Consider the following 12,537-nt stretch of genomic DNA (forward strand, 5'->3'; position numbering starts at 1 on the left):
GGTCACAGCTGCTCGCGTACGCCCGCCTCGTGGGCCACCCCGCGCAGTTGGGCGGCGACCGAGTCGGCCTCGACCGCCCGGCCCGAGCCGGTACGCAGCAGCGGCAGCACCGCCCGCCCGCGTACGTCCTCCAGCTCGAAACCGAGCGCGGCGTAGAGGGCGACCGCCGCCAGCACCAGGCCGCACCAGCCGGCCCCGGTACGCCAACCCGGCGAGCCGGTGAGCTCGGCGACGCCGGTGACGGCGAAGCGCAGCGCGCTCAGCCCCATCACGGTGGCGGCGACGAGTTTGCCGGTGGCCGCGACTGTCGGCACCAGCAGAACGGCCGCGGCGCAGAGCAGCAGCACGCCCAGCCCGGGGCTGCTGGCCCCGGCCGGGCCGGTGAGCGTCACCACACCGGCGGTGGCCCAGCTGCCCGCCAGGATTCCCATGCCGGTTCCGGCCACCGGGTCCCGGGCGAGGAAGCCGAAGACGGCGGCGATGAGCTGCACCGGCACCGTGAACAGCAGTGCGCCGAGGGCCACCTGCCGGTGCTGGTCGGCCGGCAGCCAGCCGAGTTGCAGGCAGCCGAAGGCGGCGGTCGCGACGACCAGGCCGACGAAGCCCAACGGCAGCGGGGTACCGATCGGCCGGAGGTTGATCCGGCTGACGGCGAGCAGCTCCCGGTCCTCCATCAGCTCACCAGGACCTGGGCGGAGGTCTCCTTGAGCTTCGCGTTCGCCCAGCGGGCCTGCCGCAGGGTCTGCGGATGGCAGCGCTTGGCCAGGCCGAGCAGTTCCATGTCCCGGGTGGCCTGGGCGGCCTGGGCCAGCACCTCCCAGTCCAGCGAGACACCCGAGGCGTCCCGGTAGAGGTGCCGCAGGTCGGCGAGGAGGAGTACCCCGGGCTGCCGGTGCCGCCCGACCAGTTCGGACGCCTTCTGCTCGACGGCGGCGAACAGCCCCGACTCGTCGCGGGCCTGCTCCGCCAGGTCCAGGCCGTAGTCGCGGCCGACCCGGGCGAGTTCGGTCACGTGCTGCTGGGACCAGCGGGACAGGTCCCGCCCGACGTGGTGGATCTCGTGGTCGGCGCTGTGCCGGTCCGCCATTCGCAGCAGGTCGACCGCGAGCTTGTTCTCGGACCGGTGCAGCTCCCGGATCACCATGTCGATCTTGTTCATCGTCGGCCTCCACGGTCGGGCTCGGAGAACCGCCCGGCGCCGGCCGCCACCGGCTCGGCCGCCCCGCCCGGCGGCTGCGCGGGCCGCTCGACCTCACTGATCGGCAGCTGCGCGGGCCGCTCGCCCCCACCACTCGGCGGCTGCCCGGGCCGCTCGTCGGCCGAAGCGGCGGGGCCGCCGGCCGTCTCCGGTATCCCGGCCGCCACCGGTCGGGACGCGGTGGTCGTCGGCGCCGGTGCCGGCGTCCCGTCGCCGCTGCCGACCCGGGTCACCCGGGCCACCGCCGACTTGAACAGCGGCTGCTTCGACACCGGGTCCCAGTCGGTGATGGTCAACTCGTTGGCCGCCCGGCCCCGCTCCCGGTCCTCCGGCCCGGACCCGCCGGAGGCGTCCCAGTAGCCGTAGTGGAAGGGCAGGAAGAGCCCGTCGCGCCGGATGCCGGTGACCCGCAACCGGGCCCGAACCGCACCGCGCGGGGTGGCGACCTCCAGCAGGTCGCCCTCGGCGAAGCCGTGCTCGGTCGCGTCGGCGGCCGCCATCTCGACCCAGACCTCCGGCGCCGCCGCCTGCAACTGCGGCGCCCGCGCCGTCTTGGTCCGGCTGTGGAAGTGGTAGAGGGTACGACCGGTGACCAGCTGGAACGGGTACTCCTCGCTCGGCAGCTCGTGCGGGGGAAGGTACTCGGCCGCCTTGATCACCGCCTTGCCCGAGGGGTTCAGCGCCGCGTACTCGGTCGGCTCCAGCGGCGCACCGGTGACCAGGTCCCGGCCGTAGGTCTCGGCGTAGTCCGGGGCGGCCCAGAACGCCCCGTCCGCGTAGAGCCGCTCGGTCCCGTCCGGGTGCTCGGCGTCGCACGGCCACTGGATACCGCTGCCACCCCGCAGTCTGGCGTAGCTCAGCCCGGTGTAGTCGCACGGCCGGCCGGCGCTGCACTCCTGCCACGCCGCGAACGCACCCTCCGGATCGGTCCACTTCACCAGCGGCTGCCCGTCGTCGTCGCGCAGGTCCAGCCGCCGGGCGTAGTCGAGGAAGATGTCGAGGTCGGGGCGGGCCTCGCCGGGCGGGTCCACCGCCTTCTCCGACAGGTGCACCGTCCGGTCCGCGTTGGTGAACGTGCCGGTCTTCTCACCCCAGGTCGCGGCCGGCAGCACCACGTCGGCGAGCTGCGCCGTCTCGGAGAGGAAGATGTCCTGCACCACCAGGAAGAGCCGCCGCTGGCGCAGGATGCCCCGGATCCGGGACAGCTCCGGCAGCGACACCGCCGGGTTTGTGCAGCTCACCCAGAGGAACCGGATCGACCCCTCCTCGGCGTATCGCATCATCTGCATCAGGTTCGTCGGCGGCGAGTAGTGCGGGATCCGCATCGGGTCGATGTTCCAGACCCGGGCGAGGTCCTTGACGTGCGTCTCGTTCGTCCAGTTCCGGAACGCCGGCAGGTCGCCGTCGGCGCCGCACTCCCGGGTGTTCTGCGCGCTCGGCTGGCCGTTCATCTGCAACAGGCCACAACCCGGCCGGCCGAGCATGCCCCGGACGATGTGGATGTTGTTCACCTGCACGGCGGCGGCCGTCGCCTGGTGCGACTGGTAGAAACCCTGTAGGACGGTGGAGAGCAGCCGCTCGGCGGTGCCGATCAGCCGGGCCGCCTCGCGGATCCGCTCCACCGGTACGTCGCAGACCTCCGCCGCCCGCTCCGGCGGGTACTCCCCGACCCGCTGCCGCAGCTCCTCGAAGCCGACCGCGTGCGCGGCGACGTACTCCTCGTCCACCCAGCCGTGCCGGACGATCTCGTGCAGCAGCGCGTTCATCAGCACCACGTTGGTGCTCGGCCGGGGCGCCAGGTGCACGGTGGCGGCCCGGGCCACCGGTGTCTCCCGGGGGTCGACGCAGACCACGGCCGGCGGGTTCGGCCCGGCCAGTCGGTCCAGCACCCGGCTCCAGAGCACCGTCTGGGTCTCCGCCATGTTGTGCCCGTACAGGACGACCACGTCGGCGTGGTCGACGTCGGAGTACGAGCCGGGCTGGCCGTCGCAACCGAAGGACTCCTTCAACGCCTCGGCGGCGGTGGCGGTGCAGAGCCGGGTGTTCCCGTCGATGTGGTTGGTGCCGATCCCGCCGTGCGCGATGAGCGCGAGGGTGTAGTACTCCTCCAGGAAGAGCTGCCCGCTGGTGTAGAAGCCGATCGCGCTGGCGCCCTGCTCGTCGAGGAGTTCCCGGGTCCGGTCGACCACCAGGCCCATCGCGGTGTCCCAGTCGGTCTCCACCAGCCGCCCGTCCCGGCGGACCAGCGGTCGGGTCAGCCGGTCCGGGGAGGCGTTCGCCTGCCACCCGAACAGGTCCTTCGGGCCGAGCCGGCCGTGGTTCACCCGGTCGACGGCCCGGCCGCGTACCCCGACGATCCGGCCGTCCCTGACCGCGATGTCGAGGGCGTCGCCGTTGGAGTGCAGGATCGAGGCGGACTGCACCCAGCGGTCGACGTCGTCCGGCCGTACCCCGTCGGCCAGGTACGTGTCCACCCGGACCGGCCACGACTCGCCCGGCCCGTACGGCGTCCGGCTCCCCCAGGGTTGCCCGATCCGGTCAACGCTGCCCATCCGTCCTCCTCCGTCCGCACCGTCCACCGACCGTCGCCCGGGACCGGCCGCCGGCCAGAACCCGTCGCCGGCCGGAGCCGCTCCGTCCCGGCACACCTCCGACCCTGGCACCGGGCCCGGCGGTCCGCACCTCGAACGCCCGACCCGGGCACCGACCGGCGGCCGTCACGCCGGGGCGGGCGGGGCTGGCGCGACCGGCAGCGGAACCGTCTCGCCGCGCCCCATCACCCGCACACCTGGGCGGATCCCCTGGCGTTCGGCGAGGTCGAGGAAGTCGCCGAGCGGCGAGCGGAAGGCGCGGTAGTCGTCGTAGTGGATCGGCAGGGTCAGCCTCGGCCGGATCAGCCGGACCAGCTCGGTGCCCTGCCGGTGGTCCATCGTCAGCAGCACCCCGAGCACCCGGGTCCCCCCGAGGTGGATCAGCATCGCGTCGATCCCCGGGAACCGTTCCGGGATCTCGGCCAGGGCCGCGTGCCGCAGCGTGTCGCCGGTGACGTAGAGCCGGGTCAGCCGTTCGCCGTCCTGCTCCAGGTCGATGATGCTGCCCATCACCGTGGGCAGCGCCCGGTCGAGCGGCCCGGGACCGTGCTTGCCGGGTACGGCCGTGATCGTCAGGACCTGCCCGCCCCGGCTCGTCCGGTGGCTCTCCCAGGTCCGCAGCGCCTCGGCCGCGCCGAAGCCCCAGCGCCGGAGCCGACGCTCGGCCTGCGGCGTGGTGATCACCGGAAGGGTCTTCGGCAGGCCGTCCCGGGCCAGCCGGTCGAAGTGGTCGCCGTGCAGGTGGGAAAGGACCACCCCGTCGACCGGCGGCAGCTCGTCGATCCGCAGCGCCGGATCCGTCCGCCGCCGGGTCCACAGCCCGTAGCCGAGATAGGCGCGCTGGCCGGCGGTCAGGAAGTTGGGGTCGGTCAGCAGCGTGAACCCGCCCAGTCTGAGCAGCACGGTCGCGTTGCCCACGAAGGTCGCGGTGACGGCCGGGCCGGCGTTCTCGATCATCACGTCGCCAACACCCCGGTGCCGCCGTACCCCGATCAGCCCGGAACACACCTCGGCGGGCACGGCATTTCCGCCGCCGGGCCACCGCCGATCAGCCGAGACCGGGATCGCCCGACCGGCGTCAGCGCGACCGAGGTACGGCGACCCGTTGCCCGTCGGCACGACCAACCACGCCCGATCGGCCGCCCAGTTCCGGACCGCTCAGCCCCAAGCCATGATCGGAGATCCGAGGGCGGCACCGGCATCCGCTGCCATCCTGGACGGGTGGCACCACCCTCGAACCTCTCCGGCCACCGGGCCAGCCGGCCGGCACCGGACCCGGACAGGCCCGCCCGATGACCGGTGACGCCGAGCCGGAACTGGTCGACCTGGCGATCGGCTCACAACAGGCCCTCGAACAGCTGGCCCTCCAACTGCGCGGCGACGTACGCGTGAACGAGCCGGCGATCCTGCTCGCCATCCTGCAACGGATCGGGTCCGGTTTGGAGGAGTGCCTGATCGAGCTGGCCGGCGCCGCCGCGACCGCCGGACAGACCGGCCCGGCCGACGCGCTGCGCAAGGCGGTGGCGCACCAGAACCGGGCGCTCAACTCGCTCAACGGCGCGGTGACCACCATCCAACCGCAGGCGAGAGCGCGGATCTGAACAGGCACACCGGCCGGCCCGACCCGATTGGCCGGGCGGTTCTCAGACGCCTTACCTCCGTCGTCCAGAACGAGGTGTCGAACGGGGTGTCGAATACGCGACTGCGCCGGAACTCGACTGGGCGGGATCGGTAGCCTGTCGGCTGGACCCGGCAAGTCGAGTTGCGAGCACCGCACGTCCTTACTGGCCGCGAAGGAGGACCGATGAACACTTCCGGCTCGTACCGCATGATCGATATTTCGGGTCCGGTCCATCCTCAGATGTGGCACTATCCGGACCCGTATTTCGCGCCCGAGATTTTCGATCTCCCTCCCGTTTCCTGGCTCACCGAGCCGGTCTATTCCGAGGCGGTACGCATGCCGCTGCAGACCGGCACGTACGTGGAGACGGCGGCACATGTACGCCCCGACGGAGTCCGGCTCGACGACGTGCCGCTCGCGCGCACGGTGCTGTTGCCGGCGGTCTGTGTCCAGGTGCCGAAAGGCCCCGGGGAGCCGGTACGGGCGCGGGAGGTCCGCAGGGTGCTCGACAATATCGGGCCGGGCCCGTGGGACGGGTACGGACTGCTGATCTCGACCGGCTGGGGCACCCACTGGGACGAGCCGGACTACCTCGACGCCTGCCCGTACTTTGACGACGACGTCATCGACGAGGTGCTGGCCCAGCGGTTCAGCCTGCTCGGCGGTGATACTCCCCGGTTCGAGAATCCGGCCGCTCCGTCCGGGCATCTTCGGAGGTTCTTCCGGTCGGACGCGTTGCTGCTGGCACCGTTGGCCAACCTCGGCGCGGTCGGCTCGAACAGCGGGCACCTGATCGCAGCGCCGTTACCCATCCGGCGGATCTCGGCGTCTCCGGTGCGCGCCGTCTGGGTACAGGGTCTCGGCGTGTGACCAGGGATCGGCTGGCCGCGTCGGGGCGGCCGGTCCGCGCGGGACATACCCTCGGTTGGCTCTCCACGCCGGAAAGTCTCACGCCCCCACGGCTGCGACTGGGTTGGCACATCGCCGGCTGGATCGCGCTGGCCGCAGGCGTCGCCTTCGCCGCCGGACTGCTGGTCTGGTGGGGCATCGGTGCACCAGCGCATGCGGTGCCGGTGAAGGAGCGGTTGGAGCTGACCAAGATCGCGCTCGCCGTGACCGGCGGTATCGGCGGCGCGGTGGCCTTGGTCGTCGCGTACCGCAAGCAGCACTTCAGTGAGATGGAGGAGCAGCGGGAAGAGGTCAAGCTGAGCATGGAGCGCTTCTCGACGGCAGCTCAACAGCTCGGTGACCCGGCTGCGGCGGTGCGGCTGGCCGGCGCGTACGCGATGGCATCGCTGGCGGACGACTGGGGCGCGGGCAGGCAGACCTGTGTCGACGTGCTCTGCGCGTACCTCCGGATGTTCTATGCCGTCGACCCGCCGGACCAGCCCGACATGCAGACGGCGTGGCACGGCGAGCGACAGGTCCGCCAGACGATCATCAGGTTGATCTCGTCCCATCTGCGGCGCGACGCGCGCATCGGCTGGTGGGGCCACGACCTCGACTTCACCGGTGCGGTCTTCGATGACGGCGAGTTCGACGGCGCGGTGTTCAGCGGTGGTCGGGTCAGTTTCCGGAATGCCCGGTTCATCGGCGGCCGGGTGTCGCTGCGCGGCGTGGTGGTGTCTGGTGCGCAGGTGTCCTTCCAGGACGCTCAGTTCGTCGACTGCGTGGTGAGCTTCGCGGAGTCGGCGGTCACCGCTGGTGCGTTGTCGTTCGACGGGGCGGAGTTCGCCAGTGGCGAGGTCTCGTTCGCCGATGCCACGTTCACCGGCGGTTCCGTCGATTTCGGCGCGATCTTCTGCGGCTCGTCGGTCTCGTTTGCCGGCGCCCACCTCGTCGCGGGAATTCTCGACTTCGAGGACGCCCACTTCCAGAGCGGGCTCGTCGACCTGCGACGGGTCCGCAGCCCGGACACACTTGCGCTACCCGACTCGCTGCCCGCGGATCCGGCGGTGCTACGCCTGCCGGCCCGGCAGCCGGGCGCCGGCAGTTCCGTACGTGATAGTCCGGGATCGATCCAATAGCCTGGAGTACGATCCAGGTCAGCCAGCGTCGGAAAGGCCGGTTCATGGGCTCCTCGTCGTCCGGGTCGCACGCGGCCCGGGAGGCCATTCCTGACCCGCGTGGTGCCCGGTCCCCGAAGGAGTTCGGGCAGGCGCTGCGGACTCTCCGGGAGCGGTGGGCGAAGCTCGCCATCGACCGCATGCGGGATCCGCGCTCGAAGCAGTGCTGGAAGGAGTTGCGGCGTGACTTCATCCAGGCTTTCGAGTGCGGCATCCGGCAACCGGCGACCGATGCGGAGATGTTCGAGTTCATTCGCTGTTTCGTCTGCGCATGCCTACAGGGCGAACCGGAGGCCGAGGTGAACGCTCAGGTCACGAGGTGGCAGAACGCCTGGCGGCAGATCGCCCAACTGCCCGCGCCGATCACCCGGCCACACGCGCCCCACGAGGTGCCCGCGCCGTCAGCCCGGGTGTTCGCGGGGCGGACCGCCGAACTGTCGACACTCGAACGACTCCTGCCCGGCACCCCGGGTGGGTTTCTGTCCGTCGTCGTCACCGGCACGGCCGGGATCGGCAAGACCACCCTCGCCCTTTACTGGGCACACCTCGCCGCCCGTTGGTTTCCCGACGGTCAGCTCTACGTCGACCTGCACGGTTACGGTGATTCGGAGCCGCTCAGCCCGGTGGCGGCGCTGAGCCAACTCCTGCGCAGCCTCGACGTTCCGGACGAGGAGATCCCGGCCGGCCGGGCCGAACTGGAGGCCCGGTTCCGTACCGAAACCGCCGACCGCCAGCTCCTGCTCATCCTCGACAACGCCCACGAGGCCAGCCAGGTACGTCCGCTGCTGCCCGGCGTGTCGAACTGCCGGACGCTCATCACCAGTCGCCGTGTCCTGCCGGGGCTCGGCGCGCACACGCTGCAACTCGGCCTGCTCAGCCAGGACGAGGCGGCTTCGCTGCTGGCCGAGACCATCGGTGCCGAGCGCGCGGGCGCCGAGCCCGGGGCAGTCGCGGATCTCGCCGAGCTCTGCGCGCGCCTGCCACTGGCACTCTCCGTCGCGGGCGACGGACTGGCCGGCAGGCCGGCGGTCCCGGTGTCCGACGCGGTAGCCGAGCTGACCGACGAGGACGAACGGCTCGACGGGCTCGCGGCCGGCGACCAGGCGGACGTGCGCCGGGTTCTGGACTGGTCGCTGAGCTCGCTGCTGCCCGAGCAGGTGCAGTTGTTCGTCAGGCTCGGCCTGCACGAAGCCCCGGAGCTGAGCAGCGCCTCCGCCGCCGTGGTCGCCGGAATCCATCCCGCGAGGGCCCGCCGGCTGCTGCGCGGCCTCGTCGACGCGAGCATGGTCGAACAGCTGCCAGCCGGCCGGTTCCGCTTCCACGACCTGCTGCGCATCTACGCCGCCGAGCTTGCCGGGCAACGGATGCACCCGGACGAGCGGACGTCCGCCGTCGGCAGGTTGCTGCAGTGGTACCTCGCGGGGGCCGATGCCACGGACCGCATCTTCGCTCCCGAGCGGCGACGGGTTCCGGTCCAACTCGGTTCGGACGTTCCGGTCCCGCCGATGACGACCACGGCCGATGCCTTCGCCTGGTGCGACGCGGAGCGGCCGAACTTCGTCCCGGTGGCGCGTCAGGCCGTCCGGTACGGCTTCGATAACATCGCCTGGCAGTTGGCCGCCGCGCTCGGCGAGTATTTCTATCTACGTAACCGTTGGCCGGAGCTGCTCGCCGTCCACCAGATCGTCCTGCCCGCCGCGCGGCGCATGGGCGGCCGGGCCGAGTGCTGGATTCTCATAAATCTCGGTCTGGCGTGTGTCGAGGTGGATCGACCGCTTGACGCAGCCACGTACTGCGAGCAGGCAATCACGGCGAACCAGCGCGAAGGCGATGTCTTCGGGGAAGCCCTCGCGGGCAACAACCTCGGGCTGGCCTACCTGAAGCTGCACCGCTGGGACGAGGCGAAGGCCACGCTCGACCGTTCGCTCACGCTCTTCCGCGACATCGATGTGCGGTGGGGCGAAGCCCACGTTCTCCGTAACCTGGGGCGGGTCCAGTCCGCGCGTGGTCAGTGGACCGAGGCGATCGAGCTGCTGACCCGGGCCAGCGAGCTGCATCGGGAGATCGGCAACCGGGCGGTCGAGGGATGGACACTGCACGACATGGGATTGGCCCAGGCGGCGGCCGGCAACTGGTCGAGCGCCGCGGCCAGCTACCGGGAATCGCTCGCGGTGCACGACGAGGTCGGTGACCGGCTCGCAGCCGCGGTCACGTTGGACGACCTCGGCACCGCACTACAGACACTCGGCGAGTCCACGGAGGCGGTCCACCGGTGGGAACAGGCGTTGGCGATCTTCGAGTCGCTCGCCCACCCTCGGGCTGCCGCCGTCCGGGAGCGGCTCGCCATCTGACTCGGCCGAGCGGCCCGGTCGCGGCAGCTCGCGTCCACGGCGGATCGTGGCAGCCACGCGGTCGCGGGCGCTGGTCGTACTGCCCGGCGCGGACCTGGCGACCGCGGTGGCCGGCGCGACACTGCTCACCGGCGTCCGGCACAACTCGACGCTCACCGGTACCGGGATCTTCGGTCCCGTCACCGCCGTAATTTCCTTCGACGACGTCGACGACGCGGTACGGATGGCCAACGACACCGAGTTCGGCCTGATGTCGTACGTCTTCGGCGAGGAACGGGAGGCGGTCGCCGTGGCACGCCGCCTGGAGACCGGGATGGTCGCCGTCAACCGGGGGTGGAAAGCGACCCGGCGGCCCCGTGCGGCGGCGTCAAGCAGAGCGGCCTCGGCCGGGAGGGCGGCTCGGACGCCATCGGAGAGTTCCTGGAGGAGGAGTACATCGCACTTACCGCCTGACACGCCGCCGCCGGCGCCGGCTCGGCTCGGCGCCGGGGCCGAGCCGACCGGGTGGCTGCGCCGCGACCGGTGTTCAGCGGACCAGTCTGAAGAATGCCCGCAGTTCCCGGACGAAGGTGTCGGGCTGTTCGAGGGCGGGGAAGTGCCCGCCCCGGTCGAGTTCGTTCCAGTACCGGATGTCGGTGTAGCGCCGGGCCGCCCACCGGCGCGACGGGCGGGGTACGTCCCCCGGGAAGATCGAGCAGCCCGTGGGCACCGACACGCTGTCCGTGGTGGTCGACCGGAACCACTCGGCGACCTGCCCGAAGCTCTCCCAGTAGAGGCGGGCGGCGGAGGCGCCGGTGGCCGGCAGCCAGTAGAGCATGACCGTGTCGAGCAGTTCGTCCCTGGTGACCACGGCCTCCAGGTTCCCGTCGTGGTCGGTCCAGGACCAGAACTTCTCGGCGATCCAGCCGCAGAGCGCGGCGGGCGAGTCCACCAGGGCGTACCCGATGGTCTGCGGTTTGCTGGACTGCTCGGCGGAGTAGCCGGACTCCCGGTCCTGCGCCTCGCGCAGCGCCGCGAGGCTGGCCCGCTCGGCGTCGGTGAGATCGTCGAAGGTGGCCGGGTCGGGGGCGGCGATCGGGGGCACCGGATGGATTCCGGCGACGTGTCCGGGGTCCTGCTGGCCGATGGCGGTGGTGACGCTGTTGCCCCAGTCGGTGCCGTGCGCGCCGTACCGCCGGTAGCCGAGCCGGGCCATCAGTTCGGCCCAGGCGTCGGCAACACGCTGCACGCCCCAGCCGGGTCCGGTCGGCTTGTCGCTGAACCCGTACCCGGGAAGGGTCGGCAGGACCAGGTGGAAGGCGTCCGCCGGGTCGCCGCCGTACCGGACCGGGTCGGTGAGCGGGCCGACCACCTTGAGGTACTCGGCCAGCGAGCCCGGCCAGCCGTTCGTCAGGACCAGCGGCATCGCGTCGGGCTGCGGCGAGCGCACGTGCGCGAAGTGGACACCGAGCCCGTCGATCACGGTCCGGTACTGCGGCAGGGCGTTCAGCCGCGCCTCGGTGACCCGCCAGTCGTACGCCTCGGCCCAGTACCGGCACAGCTCGCGCAGGTAGCGCAGCGGAACCCCCTGGGACCAGTCCGGCACGGTCTCGGGTTCCGGCCAGCGGGTCGCGGCCAGCCGCCGGCGCAGCTCCACCAACTGCTCCTCCGCAACCTCGATCCGGTACGGCGTGATCTCGTCGGTCATGGTTCCGCCTCTCTGCCGGCCGCCCAGCCGGCGAGGGCCGTCTCGCCGGTGGCATGGTCCAGACCGATGATCTCAACACCGCACAGCGACCCGCCCTCGCCGTGACCGGCGTCGACGACCGGTGGCGGTGGTGCGGTGCGGTGCGCGGCCATCAGCCCGTCGAGATACGGGTTTCCGGTCGCCGTGCTGTCGGGTGCCGTTGTCGCCGGTCAGGCCATCGCGTTGGCCAACCACTTCCGCCAGGTCCGCTCGGCCTGGTCCGGGTCGACCTCGGCGAAGACGTGGTGGCCCGTCAGGATGACACCGCCCCGGCCGACGAACCGCAGCAGCGCGTCGTCGGTGCGTACGCCGAGGAAGCTCGGGGCCAGCACGGTGTCGACGACGCCGTCGACCTGCCGGCCGTCGACTGTGAAGCGCACCGGCTCGCCCTCGCCGACGTCCCTGGACAGGCCGGTCGCGGCGGTGAGCTTCGCCCAGACCGTCTCCTGGTCCGGCTGCTGCGGACCGAGCGCCGTGACCGGCACGGCGGTGCGGCCGGGGAAGTGTTCCAGGTATTGGGCGAGGCTCCGCAGGTAGAGCGGGTTGCCGTTCTTCAGCGCCTCGTACTCGGACTCCCAGTCGCCGGTCAGGATGCCGCTGTGCACCATGCGCAGTGTGCTGGAGCCTCCGTCGCGACCCTCGACGAGGTATTCGAACGCCATGAACCCGCCGTCCTCGCCGGGGATGCCCCGGTAGGCGAAGCGCCGCCCCGGCTCCCAGGCCGTGATGGTGGCGCCCTCGGTGTTGCCGAACATCGTCATGCTGGCCGTGCCGCCCTCGCGCGGCTCGACCTCGTTGCGCCCCATGAACCAGGAGTCGATGCCCGGACCGGTGGCGATGGCCGCCCAGACCTGCTCCGGGGCGGCCTGGACGGTGATGTCGTGGATCAGTTCGAACTCGTGCGCGGTCATCTTCAGGGCTCCCTGGTCTGGTCGGGGTACGGAGTGCGGTGGCACGTCGACACGCTACGAGCCGAATACTAAT

General features: G+C 71.7%; 11 protein-coding genes and 1 pseudogene. 6 read left to right on the forward strand and 6 right to left on the reverse strand.

Features of this window, described 5'->3' with window-relative positions:
* Positions 1-2 precede the first annotated feature (2 nt).
* The 4 genes from ACN28A_RS36035 to ACN28A_RS36050 form a co-directional block, all read right to left on the reverse strand.
* Complete coding sequence (locus ACN28A_RS36035) at positions 3-674, reverse strand: hypothetical protein (protein ID WP_421403210.1); 672 nt, start codon at positions 672-674, stop codon at positions 3-5.
* Positions 674-1,159, reverse strand: a complete 486-nt coding sequence (locus ACN28A_RS36040; RefSeq protein WP_421403212.1) for a hypothetical protein — start codon at positions 1,157-1,159, stop codon at positions 674-676. The genes ACN28A_RS36035 and ACN28A_RS36040 overlap by 1 nt, the downstream gene beginning before the upstream one ends.
* Positions 1,156-3,750 (reverse strand): molybdopterin oxidoreductase family protein, encoded by a 2,595-nt coding sequence (locus ACN28A_RS36045; RefSeq protein WP_421403214.1) that lies wholly within the window; start codon positions 3,748-3,750, stop codon positions 1,156-1,158. Before ACN28A_RS36045 ends, ACN28A_RS36040 begins: the two co-directional genes overlap by 4 nt.
* 165 nt (positions 3,751-3,915) lie before the next feature.
* Positions 3,916-4,809 (reverse strand): MBL fold metallo-hydrolase, encoded by an 894-nt coding sequence (locus ACN28A_RS36050; protein ID WP_421403216.1) that lies wholly within the window; start codon positions 4,807-4,809, stop codon positions 3,916-3,918.
* 272 nt (positions 4,810-5,081) lie between these two features.
* Here ACN28A_RS36050 and ACN28A_RS36055 point away from each other — a divergent pair, with 272 nt between their 5' ends.
* The 6 genes and pseudogenes from ACN28A_RS36055 (at position 5,082) to ACN28A_RS36080 (ending at position 10,280) form a co-directional block, all read left to right on the forward strand.
* Positions 5,082-5,390 carry a hypothetical protein gene (locus ACN28A_RS36055; RefSeq protein WP_421403218.1) on the forward strand — a complete coding sequence of 103 codons (309 nt, stop codon included), beginning with the start codon at positions 5,082-5,084 and terminating at the stop codon, positions 5,388-5,390.
* A 203-nt stretch (positions 5,391-5,593) separates the two neighbouring features.
* The gene (locus tag ACN28A_RS36060; protein ID WP_421403220.1) at positions 5,594-6,280 is read left to right on the forward strand and encodes a cyclase family protein; all 687 of its coding nucleotides are present in this window, start codon (positions 5,594-5,596) and stop codon (positions 6,278-6,280) included.
* Positions 6,277-7,437 carry a pentapeptide repeat-containing protein gene (locus ACN28A_RS36065; RefSeq protein ID WP_421403222.1) on the forward strand — a complete coding sequence of 387 codons (1,161 nt, stop codon included), beginning with the start codon at positions 6,277-6,279 and terminating at the stop codon, positions 7,435-7,437. The genes ACN28A_RS36060 and ACN28A_RS36065 overlap by 4 nt, the downstream gene beginning before the upstream one ends.
* 44 nt (positions 7,438-7,481) lie before the next feature.
* Positions 7,482-9,827 (forward strand): ATP-binding protein, encoded by a 2,346-nt coding sequence (locus ACN28A_RS36070; protein WP_421403224.1) that lies wholly within the window; start codon positions 7,482-7,484, stop codon positions 9,825-9,827.
* A gap of 106 nt (positions 9,828-9,933) precedes the next feature.
* Positions 9,934-10,104: pseudogene (locus ACN28A_RS36075) on the forward strand (aldehyde dehydrogenase family protein); the annotation flags it as partial.
* Between the two features lie 56 nt (positions 10,105-10,160).
* Complete coding sequence (locus ACN28A_RS36080; RefSeq protein ID WP_421403226.1) at positions 10,161-10,280, forward strand: aldehyde dehydrogenase family protein; 120 nt, start codon at positions 10,161-10,163, stop codon at positions 10,278-10,280.
* A gap of 73 nt (positions 10,281-10,353) precedes the next feature.
* Here the strand turns inward: ACN28A_RS36080 and ACN28A_RS36085 are convergent, their stop codons facing one another.
* The gene (locus ACN28A_RS36085) at positions 10,354-11,514 is read right to left on the reverse strand and encodes an epoxide hydrolase family protein (RefSeq protein WP_421403228.1); all 1,161 of its coding nucleotides are present in this window, start codon (positions 11,512-11,514) and stop codon (positions 10,354-10,356) included.
* A 209-nt stretch (positions 11,515-11,723) separates the two neighbouring features.
* Positions 11,724-12,464: an SRPBCC family protein gene (locus ACN28A_RS36090; RefSeq protein ID WP_421403230.1), complete on the reverse strand. Its 741-nt coding sequence runs from the start codon at positions 12,462-12,464 to the stop codon at positions 11,724-11,726.
* Positions 12,465-12,537 lie beyond the last annotated feature (73 nt).

It is taken from the genome of Plantactinospora sp. WMMB782, from assembly GCF_049179135.1.
Classification (GTDB): domain Bacteria; phylum Actinomycetota; class Actinomycetes; order Mycobacteriales; family Micromonosporaceae; genus Plantactinospora.